The 22238-nt window shown below is 44.8% G+C and carries 18 protein-coding genes; 12 read left to right on the top strand and 6 right to left on the bottom strand.

What is annotated here, in order from left to right; genetic code table 11:
* Positions 1-11: 11 nt before the first annotated feature.
* Both AC6R16_RS22025 and cpdB read right to left on the bottom strand, forming a co-directional pair.
* Positions 12-575 carry a Crp/Fnr family transcriptional regulator gene (locus AC6R16_RS22025; protein ID WP_500675742.1) on the bottom strand — a complete coding sequence of 188 codons (564 nt, stop codon included), beginning with the start codon at positions 573-575 and terminating at the stop codon, positions 12-14.
* A 106-nt stretch (positions 576-681) separates the two neighbouring features.
* Positions 682-2643 carry a 2',3'-cyclic-nucleotide 2'-phosphodiesterase gene (gene cpdB / locus AC6R16_RS22030; protein ID WP_500675727.1) on the bottom strand — a complete coding sequence of 654 codons (1962 nt, stop codon included), beginning with the start codon at positions 2641-2643 and terminating at the stop codon, positions 682-684.
* Positions 2644-2906: 263 nt separating this feature from the next.
* On the opposite strand from cpdB, the gene cobA reads away from it, so the two are divergent.
* From cobA to cysC, 5 genes are read left to right on the top strand one after another with little or no spacing between them, the layout of a single operon-like run.
* Complete coding sequence (gene cobA / locus AC6R16_RS22035; protein WP_500675728.1) at positions 2907-3776, top strand: uroporphyrinogen-III C-methyltransferase; 870 nt, start codon at positions 2907-2909, stop codon at positions 3774-3776.
* 56 nt (positions 3777-3832) lie between these two features.
* Positions 3833-4741 (top strand): sulfate adenylyltransferase subunit CysD, encoded by a 909-nt coding sequence (cysD, locus tag AC6R16_RS22040; protein WP_500675729.1) that lies wholly within the window; start codon positions 3833-3835, stop codon positions 4739-4741.
* Positions 4742-4761: 20 nt separating this feature from the next.
* Complete coding sequence (gene cysN / locus AC6R16_RS22045; protein ID WP_004748301.1) at positions 4762-6189, top strand: sulfate adenylyltransferase subunit CysN; 1428 nt, start codon at positions 4762-4764, stop codon at positions 6187-6189.
* Positions 6190-6214: 25 nt separating this feature from the next.
* The gene (locus AC6R16_RS22050) at positions 6215-7939 is read left to right on the top strand and encodes an SLC13 family permease (RefSeq protein ID WP_367939772.1); all 1725 of its coding nucleotides are present in this window, start codon (positions 6215-6217) and stop codon (positions 7937-7939) included.
* Positions 7940-7951: 12 nt separating this feature from the next.
* Entirely contained in the window at positions 7952-8569 is a 618-nt protein-coding gene (gene cysC / locus AC6R16_RS22055) for an adenylyl-sulfate kinase (protein WP_500675730.1), read from the top strand.
* 55 nt (positions 8570-8624) lie between these two features.
* Here cysC and AC6R16_RS22060 read toward each other — a convergent pair whose 3' ends face one another.
* From AC6R16_RS22060 to AC6R16_RS22075, 4 genes are all read right to left on the bottom strand, one after another.
* Entirely contained in the window at positions 8625-9086 is a 462-nt protein-coding gene (locus AC6R16_RS22060) for a chemotaxis protein CheX (protein ID WP_004748296.1), read from the bottom strand.
* Between the two features lie 17 nt (positions 9087-9103).
* Positions 9104-9568 (bottom strand): zinc uptake transcriptional repressor Zur, encoded by a 465-nt coding sequence (zur, locus tag AC6R16_RS22065; RefSeq protein ID WP_038197529.1) that lies wholly within the window; start codon positions 9566-9568, stop codon positions 9104-9106.
* Between the two features lie 178 nt (positions 9569-9746).
* Positions 9747-13346 (bottom strand): response regulator, encoded by a 3600-nt coding sequence (locus tag AC6R16_RS22070; RefSeq protein ID WP_500675731.1) that lies wholly within the window; start codon positions 13344-13346, stop codon positions 9747-9749.
* Between the two features lie 18 nt (positions 13347-13364).
* Complete coding sequence (locus AC6R16_RS22075) at positions 13365-14402, bottom strand: response regulator (RefSeq protein WP_500675732.1); 1038 nt, start codon at positions 14400-14402, stop codon at positions 13365-13367.
* 265 nt (positions 14403-14667) lie between these two features.
* Here AC6R16_RS22075 and dusA point away from each other — a divergent pair, with 265 nt between their 5' ends.
* The 7 genes from dusA to AC6R16_RS22110 all read left to right on the top strand — a co-directional run bounded on the left by dusA (position 14668) and on the right by AC6R16_RS22110 (position 21705).
* Complete coding sequence (dusA, locus tag AC6R16_RS22080; RefSeq protein ID WP_494505697.1) at positions 14668-15672, top strand: tRNA dihydrouridine(20/20a) synthase DusA; 1005 nt, start codon at positions 14668-14670, stop codon at positions 15670-15672.
* A gap of 160 nt (positions 15673-15832) precedes the next feature.
* Positions 15833-16042: an envelope stress response protein PspG gene (pspG, locus tag AC6R16_RS22085; RefSeq protein WP_004743376.1), complete on the top strand. Its 210-nt coding sequence runs from the start codon at positions 15833-15835 to the stop codon at positions 16040-16042.
* A 132-nt stretch (positions 16043-16174) separates the two neighbouring features.
* Entirely contained in the window at positions 16175-16837 is a 663-nt protein-coding gene (locus AC6R16_RS22090; RefSeq protein WP_500675733.1) for a TIGR04219 family outer membrane beta-barrel protein, read from the top strand.
* A gap of 152 nt (positions 16838-16989) precedes the next feature.
* On the top strand, positions 16990-17220 hold the full coding sequence (locus tag AC6R16_RS22095; RefSeq protein WP_004743374.1) for a hypothetical protein: 231 nt from the start codon (positions 16990-16992) through the stop codon (positions 17218-17220).
* A gap of 126 nt (positions 17221-17346) precedes the next feature.
* Positions 17347-19200: an assimilatory sulfite reductase (NADPH) flavoprotein subunit gene (locus tag AC6R16_RS22100; protein WP_500675734.1), complete on the top strand. Its 1854-nt coding sequence runs from the start codon at positions 17347-17349 to the stop codon at positions 19198-19200.
* Positions 19200-20936 carry an assimilatory sulfite reductase (NADPH) hemoprotein subunit gene (cysI, locus tag AC6R16_RS22105; protein WP_500675735.1) on the top strand — a complete coding sequence of 579 codons (1737 nt, stop codon included), beginning with the start codon at positions 19200-19202 and terminating at the stop codon, positions 20934-20936. Before AC6R16_RS22100 ends, cysI begins: the two co-directional genes overlap by 1 nt.
* Positions 20929-21705 carry a phosphoadenylyl-sulfate reductase gene (locus AC6R16_RS22110; protein WP_500675736.1) on the top strand — a complete coding sequence of 259 codons (777 nt, stop codon included), beginning with the start codon at positions 20929-20931 and terminating at the stop codon, positions 21703-21705. The genes cysI and AC6R16_RS22110 overlap by 8 nt, the downstream gene beginning before the upstream one ends.
* Positions 21706-22238: the final 533 nt, after the last annotated feature.

The following is a 22238-nucleotide window of genomic DNA, read 5'->3' on the forward strand; positions in this document are numbered from 1 at the left end:
ATTAACAATTGTTAACTTTGGCTACGCTTTTTGATTCGGCTTAGGCTAATTGGAGTAATCCCAAGATACGCTGCGATTTGATAATCATTGAGGCGTTCAAGTAAGTTTGGGTAATGCTGACAGAAAAGTTCATAGCGCTCTTCCGGGCTGTAGAGCAACATAAAGCGTTCTTTGTTTTCTTTATACATCAGCTGAGTTTCAAGCAGCTTGAGGTAAATACCGTATTTTTGCTCGCGCCATACCCTTAAGGTCTCAATAGGTAGAGAGAGCAAAGTGCACTGGGTCAATGACTCAAGCAAGTAAGGGGAGGGTTGTTGGTTAACCAAGCTTTCAAAACCGATGATCCAGTCATTCTCCCAATAGAACTCTTTACTGAACTCTTTGCCTTTATCGGTTAGATACGCCGAGTGGCACATTCCATCTAACAAAAAGAAAATCTCTTCAGCGACTTCCCCTTGATGCAACAGAATATGGCGTGTAGGCAGTTCAATCAATTGCGCTGATTGGGTGAGTTGTTCTATTTCAGATTGCGTGAATCCGTTTTGTGACAGTTGCTGATGGAAAGCGTCAAACATAGTGGCAAAAATCTTACGTAGATGAAGAGCGGTCATTTTAAGATAAACGTTAACCAATAAAAAAGCCGCAATTTTTATTGCGGCTTTCAGTTAGTCTAATGAAGTGTTACTTCTGTAGGTCGATTTGGTACACACCAAAGCCAACATCATCCGTTGCGACACGTTTCATTGGGTACTGACCTTTTGCTTCAATGAATTTCGCTGCTTTTTCACTTGGTGACGTTTCAAAGCGGATATCAAGTTTGTTGTTTGACTTGATTGGAGCGAATGACCAGTTGTTGTCAGCGCTTGGTGTTACTTCACCTTTCTCTTGGCTTACACGAGTGATGTAGGCTGCGATAACTGAGCGGTTTTCATCTGGTGAATCAAATGCGACAAACTCTGCGCCTGTTCCTGGGAACTTGTTGCTGTATGCACGGTAGTTGTTGGTTGCGATGATGAAGTCTTGCTTCATATCGATTGGCTTACCTTGGTAAGTTAGGCCAACAATACGCTCGGCACCTTGGTTAACGACTTTACAGTTACCATCGTATTTCGCTGGTTGAGTAACGTCGATTTGGTAGTTTACACCGTCGATAACATCGAAGTTGTAAGTACGGAAGCCGTCCCAGTCGATAAGTTGCTGTGGTGCAGTGCTGTTGACGTCGATTTGCTTAAACTGTCCAGCAGTACACTCTAGCCACTCTTTGACTTCTTTACCGGTGACCTTCATCGCTACTAGCGTGTTCGGGTACAGGTATAGGTCTGCTGCGTTACGGAAGGTTAGCTGACCAGACTCCACTTCTGTAAAGTTTGCAGGATCATTTTTACGACCACCCGCTTTAAATGGCGCAGCTGCAGAAAGTACTGGAATATCAGAGAGATCTGGGTCGCCCTGAATGAAGCGCTCAACATAATCTTTTTGCGCTAGGTTGACGATTTGAACCGTTGGATCATCCTGAACGAGAGCTAAGAAGCTGTACATGACGTCATTCGCTTTACCAATCGGTTGGTTAACGAAATCGCGAGTACCTTTGTGGTCAGCTTCAAGCACTTTGACCATCTCTTTATCTGCTTCAGCCAGTGACTTCTTGTTTACTTTGTCGAAGATTGGGCGTGCTTCTGATTGGCCATTAACCACAACCCACTTGCCATCTTTCTCTTTAAGTTCTAGATCGATAACACCAACATGGCTACCCCAGCGGCCAGGCATTACTGAGGCTACGCCATTGATCGTCCCTTTTTGGTTATCAACGCCTTGAATATTGTCGAAGCCTTTACCTGGGAATACCGCATGCGAGTGACCAAATGCAATTGCGTCAATACCTTCAACTTCAGCTAAGTAGTATGTTGAGTTTTCAGCGCCATGTTTGTATGGGTCTGCTGCTACACCTGAGTGAGGAATCGCAACGATAACGTCGGCACCCTCTTTTTTCATCTGTGGAACAAGCTCTTCTGCTGTTTCTTTGATGTCTTTAGCGAACACCTTACCTTCTAGGTTCTTCTTATCCCAAACCATGATCTGTGGTGGAACAAATCCGATGTAACCTACTTTTATTTCATGCTCAACACCGTCAACGTCTTTGAATTTGTGAGACTTAATGATGTATGGCTTAAAGTAGTGCTCACCGGTTTTTTGATCAAATACGTTAGCGCTGATGTAAGGGAAGTCTGCATCGTTGATGGTTTCAGCTAGGAACTCAAGGCCGTAGTTGAATTCATGGTTACCAATGTTGCCCACATCGTAGTCTAGTTGATTCATCGCTTTGTACACAGGGTGTACTTCACCAACTTTGATGCCTTTAGCTGCCATGTAGTCACCCATAGGGCTACCTTGGATTAAGTCACCGTTATCAACCAAGACACTGTTCTCAACTTCAGCGCGAGCCTGTTTTACTAAAGTAGCAGCACGAGTCAGACCAATCTTTTGCGATGGCTTATCTTTGTAGTAGTCATAATCCATGACGTTAGTGTGAATATCAGTTGTTTCGACAATACGAAGTTTGATCGTATTTGCCATTGCTGGGCCTGCCATGGTTAACATGCCACCCAGTACAGCAAGAGATAGGGGTTTCACTGCTACTTTCATTTTTTGATGCTCCGATAGCGTTTAGTAAGACGCTGCATAATGTAACAAAATGAAATGAAACAATGATTTCATTGAAAGATAAAGTGTGATGTTGAGCAATTACTTTATAGCGTTCTGCTGAGAACATCTCAAAACCGAACAAAGCTTGAACAATCTTAAAATATTCGCTTATCAGAAATTGATATAAAAAATGAAATTTTAGAATTTCAGGTAATATAACTAGAGCGCCATAATGCCTTCATAGATTAGGTAAGGGTGACATTATGGCGAGCAAGGATAAGATTTCTCAATTTCCTCTGAGCAATCAGCACGCACAGCGTAGTAAGCAAGCAGATCTCAATACAGTTGGTCAGAGTCTGCTCGGTAAAGGTGAAGTTGCACTTGTTGGCGCAGGTCCGGGTGATGTAGAACTTCTGACCTTGAAAGCGCTGCGTTTCCTTCAGCAAGCTGATGTTGTGCTTTATGACTACTTAGTATCGGATGACATCATCTCTTTGGTGCCAAACGATACCATCTTAGTTTGTGTCGGTAAACGTGCCGGTCACCACAGTGTTCCTCAAGAAAAAACCAATCAACTATTACTCGACTTCGCGCTGCAAGGCCACCGCGTGGTACGGATAAAAGGTGGCGATCCGTTTATCTTTGGTCGTGGTGGAGAAGAGCTAGAAGTCCTTGCTGATGCAGGTGTCTCTTTCCACGTCGTGCCAGGTATCACAGCTGCAGCTGGCGCAACTGCTTATGCGGGCATTCCCCTCACTCATCGCGACTATGCTCAGTCAGCAATGTTTATCACCGGTCATTTAAAAGCCGAAAGCGATCAGATGGATTGGTCGACGTTAGCGCGCGGTAATCAGACTCTAGTGATCTACATGGGCTTGATGAAGTCGGAATACATCCAAAGCCAACTGATTGAACATGGTCGTCAGCCAGAAACACCCATCGCGATCATTGAGCGCGGTACGCACAGCAAACAGAAAGTATTCAAAGGTCAGCTCAATGAGCTTGCTGATCTCGCAAAAGACGCTCAGTCACCTTCGCTTATCGTCGTTGGTGAAGTGGTGGCATTGTCCGAAAAGCTTGCGTGGTTTGAACCCCAAGCAGAACAAGTCACCGCTCAGCGTCAGTCAGCCTAACGCCATTTTAACTAGATTAGCCATCGGCTCAATGAGCCATAAAGGAAGCAATTAACATGGATCAAGAACGTTTAACCCATCTTAAGCAGCTTGAAGCGGAGAGTATTCACATCATTCGTGAAGTTGCCGCTGAGTTCGATAACCCAGTGATGATGTATTCAATTGGTAAAGACTCATCGGTCATGCTGCATCTGGCACGTAAAGCTTTTTACCCAGGTAAAATTCCTTTCCCGCTACTTCATGTCGATACCGACTGGAAGTTTAAGGAAATGATTAAGTTCCGTGACCGTACTGCTGAGAAATACGGCTTTGAGCTTTTGGTTCATAAGAACCCAGAAGGTCTTGCGATGGGATGTAGCCCATTTGTGCACGGCTCTTCAAAGCATACTGACATCATGAAGACTCAAGGTTTGAAGCAGGCTCTGAACAAGTACGGTTTTGATGCGGCTTTTGGTGGCGCGCGTCGTGATGAAGAGAAATCTCGTGCGAAAGAGCGTGTTTACTCTTTCCGTGACAAGAACCATACGTGGGATCCAAAGAATCAGCGTCCTGAGTTATGGCGTACTTACAACGGCCAAATCAATAAAGGTGAGAGCATTCGTGTCTTCCCACTTTCAAACTGGACTGAGCTAGATATCTGGCAATACATCTACCTAGAGAACATCGAGATTGTGCCACTTTACCTAGCCGATAAGCGACCAGTTGTTGAGCGTGATGGCATGCTAATCATGGTTGACGATGACCGTATGGAGCTTCAACCAGGTGAAAAAATCGAAGAGAAAAGCGTTCGCTTTAGAACACTTGGTTGTTACCCACTGACTGGTGCGATTGAGTCTGAAGCCAATACGCTAACAGGCATTATTGAAGAGATGTTAGTTGCGACGTCCAGTGAACGACAAGGCAGAGCGATCGACCACGATCAGTCTGGATCGATGGAACTTAAGAAACGCCAAGGTTACTTCTAATTAGGATCTAAGGAAAGAACATGAATAGCGCAGTTGAAGCTCAGCTTGAAGAGCTTGGTATTGAAGGATACCTAAAACAACACCAATACAAATCACTACTTAGATTCCTCACTTGTGGTTCAGTAGATGATGGCAAAAGTACCTTGATCGGTCGCTTACTGCATGACTCTAAGCAAATTTATGAAGATCAATTAGCAGCCGTTCACAACGATAGCCAACGTGTTGGTACTACTGGAGAGCGTCCAGACCTTGCTTTGCTTGTTGATGGACTTCAGGCAGAGCGAGAGCAAGGGATCACTATCGATGTAGCTTACCGTTACTTCTCAACACAGAAACGTAAGTTCATCATTGCAGATACTCCGGGGCACGAGCAGTACACGCGTAATATGGCGACAGGGGCATCGACCTGTGATCTCGCAGTGATCTTGATTGATGCACGTAAAGGCGTACTAGATCAAACTCGCCGTCACTCATTTATCTCAAACCTACTTGGTCTTAAGCACTTTGTGGTTGCGGTAAACAAAATGGATCTTGTTGACTATTCGCAGCAGCGTTTTGAAGAGATTCGCGATGAGTATCTTGAGTTCTCCAAAAACCTGCAAGGTGAGACTGATATTCAAATCATCCCGCTTTCTGCACTTGAGGGTGATAACGTTGTTGAGCCTAGCCCGAAAATGGCTTGGTTCGAAGGTTCGCCGTTACTAGAGATTCTAGAAAACGTTGATGTTGACCAAGACAAAGAGATTGGTGAGTTCCGTTTCCCTGTCCAATACGTTAACCGTCCGAATCTAGATTTCCGTGGCTTTGCTGGCACGATTGCTTCCGGTAGCGTCAAAGTGGGTGATGAAGTTAAGGCGTTGCCTTCAGGTAAAACGTCGAAAGTTGCGCGTATCGTTACTTTTGACGGTGACCTTGAACAAGCTCAGGCAGGACTAGCCGTCACGTTAACGCTTGAAGATGAGATTGATATCAGCCGTGGTGATTTGATTGTGCTAGAGAATGCGCAAGTTGAGTCGAGTAATCATTTGCTTGCTGATGTCGTGTGGATGACAGAGCAACCACTCCAGCCAGGACGCGATTATGACGTGAAGATTGCTGGTAAGAAAACGGTCGGTCATGTCGAGGCGATTCGCCACCAATATGACATCAACAATCTATCAACGCACAGCGCAGTTGAGCTACCTCTTAATGGTATCGGCTTGTGTGAGTGGACTTTAACAGAGTCTGTAGCACTTGATGACTATCTTGCTAGCCAAGACACTGGTGGTTTCATCATCATCGATCGCCTAACCAATGTAACGGTCGGTGCAGGTCTTGTGCGCGAAAGCCTATCAAGTGTTGAAGTGAAAAACTCTGATATCTCTGCATTTGAACTAGAGCTGAATGCCTTGGTTCGTAAGCACTTCCCACACTGGGAAGCGAAAGATATTAGTCAGCTACTTAAATAGTTGATTGGTAGAGTAGGGAAGCGTTATGTGGCAGCAAGGATTTGTGTTGGCAATTTTACTCGGCATCGTAGCATGCTTGGTAACAACACGAATTAAACCAAGTTATATCTTTGCCGGAGCAGCATTTATTGCTTTTCTTGGTGGCATGATAGAGCTAGGTGAAGTGGCTACTAACTTCACCAACTCTTCTCTACTCACTTTAGTGCTGCTGATCTTAGCATCAGCAGCACTAGAAAAGACTCGCCTGATTAGCTGGGTAAGCCGCTCACTTTCAACAGGAAGACTGGGTACTGTTGTTGCCAAACTGGGCGTCTCAACAGCGCTACTTTCATCCTTTACCAATAATACTGCGGTCGTGGTCTCTTTGATTGGCGCCATTAAACGTAACCAGCAGCATGCACCTTCAAAACTATTGATCCCGCTTTCTTACGCCGCGATCTTAGGTGGCACATTGACCTTGATCGGTACGTCGACCAATTTGATCATTAACAGCTTTGTTGAAGATGCCGGACTACCCAGTCTTGGCTTCTTTGCGCCAACTATGATCGGTTTGTCTGTCTTGCTTGGTGGTATGTTGATCTTGATCCCGCTCAGTTACCTATTGCCCAATTATGAAGATCACAGCCAAGACGAGTTGCCCTATTTTCTTGAAGCGAGAGTTGAGCCAGGTTCGCCATTGGTCGGTCGTAGCATCAGTGAGAACAACCTACGCGCCCTGCGTAAATTGTTCTTGGCCGAAGTGGTACGAGACGGTGAAACCATGCCTTCTGTTGAACCAGACTTTGTGCTTCAAGCGCGTGACCGATTGCTGTTTTGTGGTGATATTGAAAGTGTTGCTACGCTGCAAGAAATTCAGGGGCTGACCTTATTTGGTCAGCACCATCTCAACGGCCAAGGTTTTGTCGAAGTGGTGGTGAGCTCTTCGGCAAGCTTTTGTAATAAAACACTTAAATCGAGCCACTTCCGCGATCGTTTTGATGCAGTTGTTGTTGCCATACGTCGCGGGCATGAGCGCTTACAGGGCGGGTTAGGGAATATTACGCTCAATGCGGGTGATACCTTAGTCCTTGTTCCGGGTAAACGCTTTGAGCAAGAGCGTCGTGCGCATCGTAAAGAGTTTGTTCTAGTGAATGACTTAGATTCGAGTGCGCGTTTGGATGCCAATAAGTCGGCCATGGTGTTAGTCGGCTTTGCAAGCGTTATTGCTCTTGCGCTGCTTGAGGTGGTGCCGCTGATTAAAGGGTTGTCCGTTTTCCTCTTGGCTGCGCTGTTTTTTGGTGTAGTTCAGCTTGGTGAGCTTCGCCGACGTTTTCCCGTCGATATCGTAGTGATTGTTGGCTCGGCGCTCTCCATTGCTCAACTGATGCTGTCGACAGGTTTGTCCGTTAGCTTAGGCCAGATGTTTATTGAAGGCTTCAATGGTTGGGGTGTGTTTGGTGCCTTGGTCGCCACCTACTTACTAACCCTGATTTTAACTGAGCTTGTAACCAATAATGCAGCCGCGGCGTTGTCGTTTCCTATCGGCTACAGCATGGCGATTGGCTACGGTGTCGACCCTATGCCATTCATTATGGCAGTGCTTTTTGGTGCTAGCGCGAGCTTTATTTCTCCCTACGGTTATCAGACCAATCTCTTGGTATACAGCGTAGGCAATTACAAATTAACAGATTACGTTCGAGTGGGAATTCCTCTTTCTATTGTTTACTCCGTTTTGGTGTTAACGCTAATTCCACTCTTCTTTCCGTTTTAAAAGGACTGAATTATGACTACGGAAACGCCAACTAAAGATGAAAATGTCGTATGGCATCAACACTCTATTGATAAGGCTTTTCGCTCTCAGTTAAAGAAGCAAAAGCCAGTGGTGCTATGGTTTACGGGGCTTTCTGGCGCAGGTAAATCCACTATTGCGGGGGCATTGGAAACGCGCCTTGCACAAGCGGGTTTTCATACTTATCTACTAGATGGAGACAATGTACGCCACGGCCTATGTAGTGATCTGGGCTTTTCCGAGCAAGATCGTAGAGAGAATATTCGACGCATTGGTGAATTAGCTAAGCTGATGGCAGATGCTGGCTTAATTGTTTTATCAGCGTTTATTTCTCCGCATCGCGCAGAGAGACAGCTTGTTAGAGAGATGCTTCCAGAAGGGGAGTTTCTAGAAGTCTTCGTCAACACCTCACTCGAAGTTTGCGAGCAGCGTGACCCTAAAGGCTTGTACAAGAAAGCGCGAGCAGGAGAAATTGCAAACTTCACAGGTATTGATTCTGAATATCAAGCGCCGATTAACCCAGAAATAGATTTGCGCGCTGGTGAGAAGTCGATTGAAGCTCTGGTAGAAGATTGCTTGGCGGCTCTCAAGGAAAGACAAGTTATCGCATAAACTAAAAAACGCTTCCCTAGAGAAGCGTTTTTTATTGATTCACTTGAGTGGTTTATTACTCGAAACAGATCTCAATAAAAGCATTACCCCATTGAGATGTGAATGGCATGATTATGATAGAACCTTCACACTTGTGACGAATAGTGTGGCCTTTGCCAGAGACAACAACCGGTGTAGCCATATCAAAATCAAAGCCACTTTCTGCAAGAATACGCTTGGCACCACCAGTAACCATGTTGGTGATTTCGCCCACCATGTCCGTTACTTCATCGTTAAGGCCATTCGGGCGCTCACCTAGCATGTTCTGCATAATCTCTAATGCGAGGCTTTCATCAAAAGTAATAGACATAGAACCGCGGCTTTGAGTGCCTACCATCCCTATTAAACCTGATACATCCCCACGTGCGATTTCATCTTTCTTCACACGAGGCTTCTGTGGCTTCAATTCCAGCGAAGCCATCGTTTTTAATACGTTCATCAATGAAGCTAAAAACGGGTTTACAAATTCAGCGCGCATAATCTTCTTCTATATCTTTATTTCGCATTGTCAGCAGAACAAGCCTGACAAGTACCGTGTGACTCAATTACGTGATTATTGATGGTAAAACCATGTGCTTCCGCATTGTTCGCAAGTAAGGCTACCAAACTATCATCTTGAAGTTCAATAACGCTCCCGCATTTATCGCAAATCAATAGGTGCGAGAAATGCTTATGAGCATTGCATGAAACACATTGAATGTAGCTATTGGTTGACTCAACCCTATGAATAAAGCCTTGCTCTAACAAAAAATCTAACGCCCGATATACGGTCGGTGGTTTTGCTTGAGGCTCGCTTTGTTTCAAATCTTCAAGCAGCTCATAGGCACTAGAGGCCTTTGGGCTCTCACATATCAATTCAAATACGCGCTTACGCTGAGTTGTAAGGCGTACACCTCGGGCAGAGCATATCTCTTCAACTTGCTTCACTAAATGCAGGTCCAAACTTATCACCATTACCATTGGACATTTTAATAATATACCATTTCTCGCGGTTTATCGTCGCTTACTAGGTAATATCTTATAGCTTTGTCAGTAAGTTACTTATTCATAATGTGAATAATGTCTAACTTGTCTGGAACGCTATAACTTACCTTATCTACATAAAAAACGATACCAATAACAGCATTTTAGCTATTTCTTATCGTTGAGCTGTGTCCAAGATCTGCAATCCACGCTCAAAATCGAACTCTTCGACCACGCGAGAAAGCTCTGATAATTGAGCGCTACTCAAGCCAATCTGCTTGCCTGAGTCAATGTCATTGATGATGGCTACCGCCTCGGTATCGCTTTGTTCAATGGCCGAGTAGAGCTTTTCATATGTCTCTTGATCGTAGTTTTGAATATGCGTATCCGCAGCTTCAGTCTTGGTTTTCGAAGAGGCAAGGCCTTGCTCTATGTTGCTAATTAACTGCTCAAGCTGTTGAGCTAGCTGGTCCCGCAGACCTTCGTTATCTAAGTCTTGCTCCAGTGAAGTGCTAAGCTGGTGGACTTCGCTGGCGCCAATGTTCCCAGATACCCCTTTGAGAGAGTGAACGTTGCGTTTTCTCACCTCTTTATCTTGGTCAGAAAGCGCCAGTAATACAGCATCAGTGTCACGATATGTAGCGGCAAAACGTTCGAGAAGCTTCTTGTACAAACCGCTATTACCACTTGAACGAATCAGTCCCGCTTGTGTATTGACGCCTTCAATTTCCGGAATGTCTGAACTGTGCTGCGCAGACTGAGCGACAAACTGTTGAGGATGTTTTGGTGTAATCCATTTGGCCAGCGTGCTAAACATACTGCCGACATCAATGGGTTTAGCAATAATGTCATTCATACCTGCTTCTGCGGCTTTGACTTTATCTCGCTCCATCACGTTTGCTGTCATGGCAATAATGGGGATCGAATGGTCACTAAGCTTAGTGCGAATAAACTGAGTGGCCTCATAACCATCCATGATAGGCATTTGGCAATCCATCAGAATGCCATCGAAATCATTGGTTTTATACAGGTCGAGAGCGACCTGACCATTTTCAGCCACCGTGACATGAATTTGCTGTCCTTCAAGTAGCTCAATAGCTAACTCTTGGTTGATTTCATTGTCTTCGACTAAAAGAAGCTGTGCACCAGCCAGTTGCTGAACATTGGCTAGTTGGTTCTGCTCTTCTGCCTCACTTCGACTTAGACGGGCATGGTCAACGCCGTAGAGAGAAACAATGGCATCAAAAAGGTGAGATGCCGTTATCGGCTTATCGAGAATACTAGGAACAGTAATACTTCTTTGTTCAAAGATCTCGGTGAGTTCCTCTCGACCAAAGGCGGTCAACATAAGTGGTTTTGGCTGTTGAGATTGAGGAATCTGAGCGTTCACCATCTCAAGTAAATCAATGCCATCTTTGCCAGGCATTTGCCAGTCGGTAATGAGCAGATCATAAGGTTGTTGGTTGCTGAGTGCTTGGTTGAGCTCTGCGAGTGCATCGTCAGCATTACTTACGCTGTGAGCGTCAAATCGTAGTGATTCAAGGATATCTTCAACAATGATTCTGGCGCTGGCGTTGTCATCGACGACAAGTACTCTCAGTTTTCCTAGTTCGACAGGAACCGCGATCTCTTCTTGTTTCAGAGCATGACTGACTTTGGAGGCTACAGTAAAGGTAAAGCATGAGCCTTTACCCGCTTCACTTTCTACACGGATATCTCCGCCCATCAACTGGCTAAGTTCCTTACTGATGGCTAACCCTAACCCGGTACCACCATATTTTCGCGTAGTTGAGCTGTCAGCTTGAGTGAACTTACTAAACAACTTAGCGGTTTGCTCCGCTGTCATGCCTATACCACTGTCTTCAACGCTAAACTCTAGTTCTAGGTTGTCACCATCTCGCTCGGCAACGCGAATGGATATTTTGATTTCACCTTTCTCTGTAAACTTGACCGCGTTATTCGCGAGGTTAATTAAGATCTGCCCAAGTCGCAGAGGATCGCCGACTAAGGTGGTGGGTACGTCACGATCAATGTGGATCAGTAGCTCAAGTCCGCGCTCCGAAGCACGTAAACCAACAAGGTTCGAAATATTGTCGAGTACATTTTCTAAATGGAAATCGACGTTTTCAATATCTAGCTTACCCGCTTCAATCTTAGAAAAGTCAAGGATGTCATTGATCAGCCCCAGTAGGGAGTCTGCAGACAGCTTAACCTTATGAATGTAGTTACGCTGAGCTTTAGTTAAGTCGGTTTTGAGCGCCAAGTAGCTCATACCTATAATCGCATTCATCGGAGTGCGGATTTCGTGGCTCATATTCGCTAAGAAATCCGACTTAGCGCTGTTCGCTGAATCGGCTTCATCACGCGCAATCGCGAGCTTTTCGGCAAATCGCTCTAAGGCAGAGTGAGATTTATTGGCTAGAAAGCCTAGGAGTAAAAGTGTAACTAGGAAGATTGCACCACCGATGGCTAGATTACGTGCGATACTGCCAGAGTCTTCCACTGTGGCTAGCTGTGCTTCATAGCCAGGTAAGATTAGCTCAATGATGGCTTGATGCTGCTGTTTGAGTGCTTGGATTTGACGGTTTTTCTCACCACGTAAGTCTGTGAGCTGATTGAACAGAGTTAGGTAATCTTGTGTCGCGTCTTGTAGCGTACTGATTTGAATTTGTTCATCCTCAGTGACAACTTGCTCATAGAGGTTTTCTAACAGTTCGATGGCAGCAATAAGGTTGTTCTCAACTTCTGTTTTAAGCTGTAACTGACGCTCAATTTGTTGAGTAATAGCGTAGTCTTTGTCACTTTGCTGTGCATTACTAATCTCAGTGTGTAATACCAATAAGTTGGTGCTGATAGAAAGCTTGTCACTAATAGAGAGCTGAACATTGGTTACGGCTTGCTGGGCGAATTTGAGTCGTTGCTGGAGATGTGAACGTAGCTCGATTGAGACCCGAGTCAGTTCAGTGACCGATCTTTCTATCTGGGAAGATATATTCGCCTGCAGAGGTTTAGACAGCTTCGGCCAACTGCGAAGTTGAACTAAGGCTGAGCTGTAACGGTTTTTTGCATTCTTGATTAGAGCAATTGTCTGTTGGCTTTCGCTATCGGTGGCATCTCGCTCAAGTTTATTGATCAGTTGCTCCGCTTTTTTTAGTTCTAGCTGAGCAAGGTTTAGAGATTCTTGTTGATTGGAAACGATGTAGGTTTTCTGCTCTGCTTGAGAGTTAGCTATCAGACTGACCAACCAATGTGCTTGAATCGCGAGATCAGATTCTCGGTCGACTTTTTCTCTAAGTTCATCAATCGAAACGATACTCGACTCGATGAACTGTTCGTGTTCAAGCTGAATCTCTTGTACTAAGCTCTCGACGTAGTCTCCGGTCTCAGATAGCTCCGTCCGTGTTTGAGCGGACTTTTCACTCAGCCCCACATAGCTTTCAAATTGCTGATGATATTGGGCGAGTGAGCTTTGAATCTGCGAGTCAGCCCCATTGCTTACAGCATCACTGGCAATTAACTGAGCTTTACTGACCGCTTGCGACAGTTGGTTTTGCAGTTGGGCATCTGGCTGGCGAATATAGCTTTGCTCGATAACTTTAATACCATCAAGGGTTGAGAGCAGCTGAGCGTTATTGGCATATTGATCAACGGTGTTAAAGCGTTGAGTTAGGCTTAACCATCCGATAATGCCAGCGATGAGCAACATCACCGACGCGATAATAAAGCCAATAAGAATACGTTTGGAATCGAGAGCGTAGTTTTTTACAGAGTCCATTCAAGCCTCAGTGGTTGATTAGAATTCATCTTTAAAAGATTCTTTAACTTTCAAAATCTCATCGAGTTGTTGGAGAAAGATTGGGACCAGGGTTGGATCAAAATGTGAGCCCGCTTCTTCTTCGAGCAAAGCCGTCGCTTTTTCAATCGGCCATGCCTGTTTGTAAGGACGCTCACTGGTTAAGGCATCGAAGACATCCGCAATGGCAACAATTCTCGCACTAAGCGGGATATCTTCCCCCTTTAATCCATGCGGATAGCCACTGCCATCCCACTTTTCGTGGTGATAAAGCGCGATCTCTTGTGCCATCTGCATTAATCGTGTGTCGCTGTCTGCAATGATATCTGCACCGATTTTTACGTGGGTTTGCATCACTGCCCACTCTTCGGCATCCAGTTTTCCCGGTTTGCGCAGCACAGCGTCAGGGATACCTATCTTACCAATGTCATGCATCGGGGCTGCTTGGAACACCAACTCAATCCATCGCTCACTCACATCTAACTGCTGAGCAAGGATTCTCGAGTAGTGACTCATGCGAATAACGTGCATGCCTGTTTCGTTGTCTTTATATTCCGCCGCTCGGCCAAGACGCTGGATGACCTCGAGGCGTGTTTTTTCCAGCAGCGCAGTGCGCTCTTTCACTTTGTTGGCTAATGAAAGGTTTTGGTCATAGAGAGAAATATGTGTTTTTACCCTAGCTTGAACGATAGGTGGGCTAACTGGTTTGGTAATATAGTCGACAGCTCCCATCTCGAAGCCTTTTTGCTCGTCGACCACCTCTGCTTTAGCGGTAACGAAGATAACCGGAATTTCAGCGGTAACTGGATTGGTTTTTAGTTTCTCACATACCTCATAACCATCCATCTCTGGCATCATGATATCGAGCAGGATGAGATGTGGGTATGGTTTAGTGCTGGCAATCTGTAGAGCTTTTACGCCACTCGTCGCCGCTTTTATACGGTAGTCATCAGAAAGAATGCCTGACAAAGTATGGATGTTGTCGGGGATATCATCGACAACCAGAATTACAGGTTTTTCATGCTGTTCAATTAGCATTGCGGTAAATCCTTTACTGCAGATTCATTGACTTATTAATCCATAGAATAGTTATTTTTTATAAATATTGGCACTCAATAATTCAGTGGTCGTATAACTCGTCCTAGATAACGTGACCCACGTTTGAATAATCGTTATTTATTACCGACGGTATTTAACCTGAATCTTTTCCCGCAGCGGTGTATAATCGCGCGATTATTTTTGATGCCGCGCTGGAAATAGGGACGTTATTTGAAAGCGGTACTGACTGTTTAGAGGTAGCTTCGTGTCGAACACTGAAACGAAACAACAATTTCCAATGCAGCGCTTTTCCATTGCGCCCATGCTCGATTGGACAGATCGCCATTGTCGATACTTCCATCGCTTGCTGACTAGTGAAACATTGCTGTACACCGAGATGGTGACAACTGGTGCAATCATTCACGGTAAAGGTGACTTTTTAGCCTATAACCAGCAAGAGCATCCAGTGGCGCTTCAGCTTGGTGGTTCGAACCCTCAGGATTTGGCTACGTGTGCTAAGTTAGCGGCAGAGCGCGGTTATGATGAGATTAACCTTAACGTTGGTTGTCCGTCAGACCGAGTGCAGAACGGTCGTTTTGGTGCGTGCTTAATGGCAGAGCCAGAGCTGGTGGCTGAATGTGTTTCTGCAATGCGTGATGTAGTTGATGTCCCAGTTACAGTGAAAACTCGTATCGGTATCGATGACCAAGACTCTTATGAGTTTCTAACTGACTTTGTATCAATTGTCTCTGAGAAGGGCGGTTGTGAACAGTTCACGATTCATGCGCGCAAAGCTTGGCTATCTGGTTTGAGTCCAAAAGAGAACCGCGAGATCCCACCGCTTGATTATCCGCGTGCTTATCAGCTCAAGAAAGACTTCTCGCACCTGACGATTGCGATTAATGGTGGCGTTAAGACACTGGAAGAGAGCAAGGAGCACCTTCAGCACCTTGATGGTGTTATGGTAGGTCGCGAAGCGTATCAAAACCCATATATCCTAGCGAACGTTGATCAAGAGATCTTTGGTTTAGATAAGCCAGTTAAGAAACGCAGCCAAGTGGTTGAAGAGATGTACCCATATATTGAGCAGCAGCTATCTCAAGGGGCGTATCTTGGTCATATTACTCGTCATATGTTAGGTCTATTCCAAAATATGCCGGGTGCTCGTCAGTGGCGTCGTTACATCAGTGAAAACGCGCACAAACCGGGTTCGGGTATTGAAGTGGTTGAAGCTGCACTGGCGAAAATTCCTAAAGAGTTGAATGTGTAAAAAATACCTAGTTACTTGGTTAATTTTACCTCATCGAAGATTTTTAAAGAGCACTCAAATAGGGTGCTCTTTTTTATTTTCTATTTATCAATGCCTTACGCTTAGGTGTGAGTTTGGCACGTATCCTGATAGATATTCTAGGTCAACTAAGGAGAATCGTATGTTTGAACTGATCTTTATCATGGTATTTGCTGCTACATTGCTAGTCACTGGCGTGACTATGGTGACAGTGCTTGCGGGTGTAGCGTTTTCTTTGGTAGTCATGGTACTGCTTGGCATGGTAGGAGCAGTCCTTAAGTTGTTGCCTTGGCTCATTGTTATTGCAATCGGTATTTGGTTCTTTAAATCCTATGTGGCGCAGCCTAGATAAATACGGTTAAAAGACAAATACTTGATGGCTAGTCGCACAAATATGCATTAGTATTTGACGCATACCATACTTGTCTAGCTAAGGCAGCACAGCGAGGTGCTGCCTATTGCGATTAACTGGAGAGTCAAATTTATGGGTTTAAAAACCGCAATTGCGTTGGCAGCTGTTGTTTCTGCGTCTGCATTGGCAGAGTCGTCTCTAACCACTAAGTTTGGCGCCGAAATGTGGTTTCCAAAGGCTGAAGTAAATGAAGTCAACCGAGAAAGCGATACCACACCGAGCTTCTATGCTGCGATAGAACATGATGTAAAATATGTTCCAGATGCACGCGTTCGCTATTCTACAGTCGATGCCGACTATATGGCATTCAACAAATTAGATCTGACTTTGTATTACCGTATTCTTGAGCATGACTTAATGCACTTTGATGCGGGTATGACCTTCAGTGACTTGAGCAATACCAAGTACGTCAACGCGGATACTAACGCCGTTAAAAACTTTGATGAGATGATTTGGGCTTGGTACGGCTATGCAGAAATTACGGTGCCGAATACCAATCTTGATGTGATTGGTGAAATGAACTTTGGCAATAATAGTGGAATTAAGAGTACTGACTTGATAGCCGGGATGCAGTATCGACTGCCGCTTGGGAGCAGTACTCTTGCATTACGCGGAGGCTACCGAGTGATAGATCTCGAAGCAGAAGAGATCTTTAAGCCGGGTGAAGGCTCAAACCTAGGTAAACCATTTATTTTCGCTAATGGCTTTTTTGCTGGAGCAGAGTTCTCGTTCTAACGAAGCTTTAATATTGATTTTTTAAAACGCCGTCTTCTAAGACGGCGTTTTTTTATATCTATTGATTATATTTACATAATTCATTTAGCACTTTCTTGTCGATTGACCATGCTTAAAGAGGAATAGTGTTTTTAGCCAGAGAAAGGAATCTCATGACTATCAATGAACTTAGACATCTTTATCGAGAGCAGCAATTGGTTGAAGCCATCATCGAGCCATCGGCTCAGGAAGGCAGTTGGATCGTTGAGTTTCGTCATGCCCGTGGAGGCTTTGTTCTTTTAACCGACTCTCATGGTGAAGAATGTCACTATATGAACTTAGACCTCGCGTCCAAGTCAGCAATGGCGGTAGGTTTCAAACAAGTCAGAGTCGAAGCCAAGTAGGTGAGTTAGTTCAATTCTTCTCCTTTCTTTAATTCGAAAAGTTATAAAACATTCACTTCTATTCTTTCTTGTTATTAAAGAGAGTGGTTAATCTATCATCACGCAATGAATAGGGATGTCGAGACCATGTCTTTGAACAAGAACGTGTCCTCTCAAGGAAACACACCACAAGAATTACCATCAATCGCTGCTCCTCTTAATGATCAACAGCTTAGCTCGCTACAACAGACGGTTACCGATCTGTCGGCGCAGCAGTTAGCTTGGGTGAGCGGTTATTTCTGGGGATTAGCTCAAGCTCAACCGGCGGCAGCTTCTGCTCCAATTAATCAAGCGGCAGCTGCCGTTGCGGCTAAACCTGCTGGAAAACTGTCAATTATCTTCGCATCGCAAACGGGCAATGCTAAAGGTGTTGCTGAAGCGCTAGAGCAAGAAGCAAAAGCACAGGGCATTGCCGTTGAGCTGTTTGATGCCAGTGACTACAAAGGTAAAAACCTTGCCAAAGAAACGCACGTAATTTTCGTGGCATCAACCAATGGTGAAGGTGAAGCACCAGACAATGCTATCGAGTTGCATGAGTTCTTACAGTCGAAGAAAGCACCGAAATTGCCAAATCTGCAATATGGCGTGATTGGCTTAGGTGACTCAAGCTACGAGTTTTTCTGTCAGACAGGTAAAGACTTCGATGCATTTTTGTCTAAGTTAGGTGCAACTTCATTTATCGATCGTGTTGATCTCGATGTTGACTATGAAGCGCCAGCCGCTGAGTGGCGTGCCTCAGCGTTAGAGAAAGTTAAAGAGGCGCTATCGTCTGGTGCAGAAGCTGAAGTGGTGCAACTTCCGGTAGGCCAAGCGGCACCAGGGCATTCACCATATAACAAGCAAAATCCTTATACAGCGACATTGCTGACGAGCCAAAAAATAACAGGTCGCGATTCAGGTAAAGATGTTCGCCATGTAGAGATCGATCTCGAAGAGTCTGGTTTAACTTACCAACCGGGTGATGCGCTAGGCGTATGGTTTGAAAACAGCAGCGATCTCGCTAATGCCATTTTAGCTAAAGTAGGCCTATCAGGTGTAGAAAGCGTTGAAGTTGATGGTGAGAGCCTATCGATTCATAGCGCTTTGGTTAGCAAGTTCGAAATTACAGCGGCTAACCCTCAGCTAGTGACTAAGTTTGCGGAGTTGTCTGGTAGTAAAAAACTACAAAAGCTGGTGGAAGATAAAGACAAGTTACGTGAATACGCTGGGAATACGCAGGTTGTTGATGTACTTGCTGAGAAGAAAACCAAGTTATCTGCACAAGAGCTGATTGGTTTATTGCGTCGTTTAACTCCGCGTCTTTACTCTATCGCATCAAGCCAAAGTGAAGTGGATGAAGAAGTTCACCTAACGGTTGGCTTAGTTGAATACGACAAAGGGGATGAAAAGCGTTACGGAGGGGCATCGAGCTTCTTATCACAGCGCTTGGAAGAAGGCGGCGAGGTGAAAGTCTTTGTCGAGAACAACAATAACTTCAAGCTACCTCAAGATGACAATACTCCTGTGATCATGATTGGTCCTGGTACAGGTATCGCGCCATTCCGTAGCTTTATTCAGGAGCGTGACAACCGAGATGCAGAAGGTAAAAACTGGTTGTTCTTCGGTGATCGCACCTTTACTCAAGATTTCCTCTACCAAGTGGAGTGGCAGAAGTACCTTAAATCTGGATTACTAAATCGCCTTGATGTGGCGTTCAGTCGTGATCAAGCAGAGAAAGTCTATGTCCAACACCGCATTCTAGAAAATGCCGAGCAAGTATGGCAGTGGATCCAAGAAGGCGCTTACATCTATGTTTGTGGCGATGCAACACGCATGGCGAAAGATGTGCATGAAGCCTTGATTCATGTTGCTGAGCAACAAGGCAAGCTATCACGCGATGATGCGGAAGAATTTATTAACGAACTACGTAAAGCGAAACGTTATCAAAGGGATGTGTACTAATGACTTTTTCTACTGAGAATAATAAGCAGGTTGTATTAGGCGAAGAGTTAGGAAAGCTTTCTGATAACGAGCGTCTAAAAACGCAAAGTAACTTCTTACGCGGTACGATCGAGCAAGACCTACAAGACAGAATTACTGGTGGTTTTACCGCTGACAACTTTCAGCTGATTCGTTTCCACGGCATGTATCAGCAAGATGACCGTGACATTCGTAACGAACGTGCGAAGCAAAAACTTGAGCCGCTACATAATGTCATGCTGCGTGCTCGTATGCCGGGTGGCATTATCAAACCGGATCAGTGGCTAGCGATTGATAAGTTCGCGACTGAGCACTCTCTTTACGGCAGTATTCGCCTGACGACTCGTCAAACCTTTCAGTTTCACGGAGTTCTTAAGCCGAACATTAAGTTGATGCACCAAACCCTAAACAGTATTGGTATTGATTCGATTGCAACAGCGGGTGATGTGAACCGTAACGTCTTGTGTACCACTAATCCAATTGAGTCAGAGCTACATCAAGAAGCCTATGAGTGGGCTAAGAAAATCAGTGAGCATTTGCTACCTAAGACTAAGGCGTACGCAGAAATCTGGCTAGATGGCGAGAAAGTGGAGACAACAGAGGGTGATGAGCCAATTCTAGGTAAGACTTATCTTCCTCGTAAGTTTAAAACGACGGTAGTGATTCCGCCACAAAATGATGTTGATGTTCACGCCAACGATCTTAACTTCGTGGCGATAGGTGAGAACGGCAAGCTGGTGGGCTTTAATGTTCTTGTCGGTGGTGGCTTGGCAATGACCCACGGTGATACTTCTACTTATGCTCGTCGTGCTGATGACTTTGGGTTTGTTCCGTTAGAGAAAACTCTTGATGTCGCAGCGGCAGTGGTTACCACTCAGCGTGACTGGGGTAACCGCTCGAACCGTAAGAATGCCAAAACCAAGTACACCTTAGATCGCGTCGGAATCGATGTGTTCAAAGCAGAAGTAGAAAAGCGTGCAGGTGTTGAGTTTGCTGAAAGTCGACCTTATGAATTTACTGACCGCGGCGATCGCATCGGTTGGGTTGAAGGGATCGATGGTAAACATCACTTAGCACTGTTTATTGAGAACGGACGCTTACTAGACTTCCCAGGTAAACCCCTTAAGACTGGTGTAGCTGAAATTGCCAAGATCCATAAAGGTGATTTCCGCATGACGGCTAACCAAAACTTAATTGTTGCGGGCGTCTCGAAAAGTCAAAAAGCCAAGATCGAAAAGATCGCACGTGAACACGGCTTGATTGATGATAGCGTGAGCGAACAGCGTAAGAGCTCGATGGCATGTGTCGCTTTCCCAACTTGCCCACTTGCTATGGCTGAAGCTGAGCGCTTCTTACCTCAGTTTGTAACAGATGTAGAAGGCATACTTGAGAAACACGGCTTGCCAGAAGAAGAAAATATCATCTTACGTGTGACTGGTTGTCCGAATGGCTGTGGTCGTGCAATGTTGGCTGAAATCGGCTTGGTCGGTAAAGCTCCAGGGCGCTATAACCTCCACCTAGGTGGTAACCGAGCGGGTACACGCATTCCAAAGATGTACAAAGAGAACATTACCGATAAGCAGATTCTTGAAGAAATCGACAAACTGGTTGGTCGTTGGGCGCAAGAGCGTGAAACGGGTGAAGGGTTTGGTGATTTTGCAATTCGTGCTGGAATCATCCAAGAGGTAAAAGTATCTAAGAGGGACTTACATGCTTGATTCTGTCGCTTCTAAACCTCAGTTAGCGAAACTTCTCTCATTAACTAAGACGGAACAAATACTCCAGCTTGGCCAAATTAATGCAGAGTTAGAGCAGCTAACTGCGCAGCAAAGAGTTGCTTGGGCGCTTGAAAACCTTGAAGGTCAGTTCGCTGTTTCTTCTAGCTTCGGTATTCAGGCTGCTGTTATGTTGCATCTAGTTACTGAGCAAATGCCTGATATCCCCGTTATCTTGACGGATACTGGCTATCTGTTTCCAGAAACCTACCGCTTTATTGACCAGCTTAGTGAGCAGTTGACGCTAAACCTTAAGGTCTATCGCGCAAAAGAAAGTGCTAACTGGCAGGAAGCGCGTTACGGAAAATTGTGGGAACAAGGTATAGAGGGAATAGAGAAATACAACAAACTAAATAAAGTCGAACCGATGAGGCGAGCTTTAGATGAGCTTGAGGTAGGGACTTGGTTCTCAGGTTTACGTCGTGAGCAATCTAAATCACGAGCAAGTTTGCCAATCCTATCGATTCAAAATGGTGTGTTTAAGTTCTTGCCTGTGATCGATTGGACGAATAAAGATGTTCATTATTACCTAGAGCAAAACGGACTTTCTTATCATCCCCTAAGGGATGAAGGTTATCTATCTGTTGGTGATACCCACACAAGTAAGAAGTGGGAGCCGGGTATGAGTGAAGAAGAAACTCGTTTCTTTGGATTGAAGCGTGAATGTGGTCTTCACGAAGACGATAGTGAACAAGATGGTTCGGGGATTTAGTTTTTCCCTCTATATATAGATAAAAGGTCGCGAGAGCGACCTTTCTTTTTACGTGAAAAACAGCGAATTGTGGATAACTCTGTGTATATTTTGTTGGCTTAATTGGGGTAAAGTTGGATAAATAAGGCTTTGGGCGGAATTTAGCCTGTTAAACGTTATTTTTGCAATTTTTTCAAAATAACGCTTGCCAATGTGAGCGTGATCTCTATAATGCCTCCTCGTCGACAGGGCAAGAGCTCACAAGGGTTCAAGCAAAATCGACAGGTTAACTAGCCAAGCGGAAACGCTTAAGAAAAAAGTTTAAAAAAGTGGTTGACACTAAAACTTAAAACGCTAGAATGGCCGCCTCTTCCGAAGTGATACGAATCACAAAGAAGAGAAGCTCTTTAAAAATATAGACCTATCAATCTGTGTGGGCACTCGTTGATGATAATCCAATTAGAAACTTCGGTTTCAAATTAGGTTTCAATGATACGAAGTGACCATTGAATCTTCGGATTCAGCACAGTCAATTCAAACATTACTTTATGTAA

It is taken from the genome of Vibrio sp. R10-SG3-ISO10 (assembly GCF_059834185.1).

Excerpts from the sequence above, each read along its gene's own strand:
- pspG (WP_004743376.1), top strand. The coding sequence starts at position 15,833 with ATGTTTGAACTGATCTTTATCATGGTATTTGCTGCTACATTGCTAGTC.
- AC6R16_RS22110 (WP_500675736.1), top strand. The coding sequence starts at position 20,929 with ATGCTTGATTCTGTCGCTTCTAAACCTCAGTTAGCGAAACTTCTCTCA.
- cysD (WP_500675729.1), top strand. The coding sequence starts at position 3,833 with ATGGATCAAGAACGTTTAACCCATCTTAAGCAGCTTGAAGCGGAGAGT.
- AC6R16_RS22075 (WP_500675732.1), bottom strand. The coding sequence starts at position 14,402 with ATGCTAATTGAACAGCATGAAAAACCTGTAATTCTGGTTGTCGATGAT.
- AC6R16_RS22070 (WP_500675731.1), bottom strand. The coding sequence starts at position 13,346 with ATGGACTCTGTAAAAAACTACGCTCTCGATTCCAAACGTATTCTTATT.
- AC6R16_RS22090 (WP_500675733.1), top strand. The coding sequence starts at position 16,175 with ATGGGTTTAAAAACCGCAATTGCGTTGGCAGCTGTTGTTTCTGCGTCT.
- AC6R16_RS22050 (WP_367939772.1), top strand. The coding sequence starts at position 6,215 with ATGTGGCAGCAAGGATTTGTGTTGGCAATTTTACTCGGCATCGTAGCA.
- AC6R16_RS22025 (WP_500675742.1), bottom strand. The coding sequence starts at position 575 with ATGTTTGACGCTTTCCATCAGCAACTGTCACAAAACGGATTCACGCAA.
- AC6R16_RS22060 (WP_004748296.1), bottom strand. The coding sequence starts at position 9,086 with ATGCGCGCTGAATTTGTAAACCCGTTTTTAGCTTCATTGATGAACGTA.
- AC6R16_RS22100 (WP_500675734.1), top strand. The coding sequence starts at position 17,347 with ATGTCTTTGAACAAGAACGTGTCCTCTCAAGGAAACACACCACAAGAA.
- cysI (WP_500675735.1), top strand. The coding sequence starts at position 19,200 with ATGACTTTTTCTACTGAGAATAATAAGCAGGTTGTATTAGGCGAAGAG.
- cpdB (WP_500675727.1), bottom strand. The coding sequence starts at position 2,643 with ATGAAAGTAGCAGTGAAACCCCTATCTCTTGCTGTACTGGGTGGCATG.
- zur (WP_038197529.1), bottom strand. The coding sequence starts at position 9,568 with ATGGTAATGGTGATAAGTTTGGACCTGCATTTAGTGAAGCAAGTTGAA.
- cysC (WP_500675730.1), top strand. The coding sequence starts at position 7,952 with ATGACTACGGAAACGCCAACTAAAGATGAAAATGTCGTATGGCATCAA.
- cobA (WP_500675728.1), top strand. The coding sequence starts at position 2,907 with ATGGCGAGCAAGGATAAGATTTCTCAATTTCCTCTGAGCAATCAGCAC.
- AC6R16_RS22095 (WP_004743374.1), top strand. The coding sequence starts at position 16,990 with ATGACTATCAATGAACTTAGACATCTTTATCGAGAGCAGCAATTGGTT.
- cysN (WP_004748301.1), top strand. The coding sequence starts at position 4,762 with ATGAATAGCGCAGTTGAAGCTCAGCTTGAAGAGCTTGGTATTGAAGGA.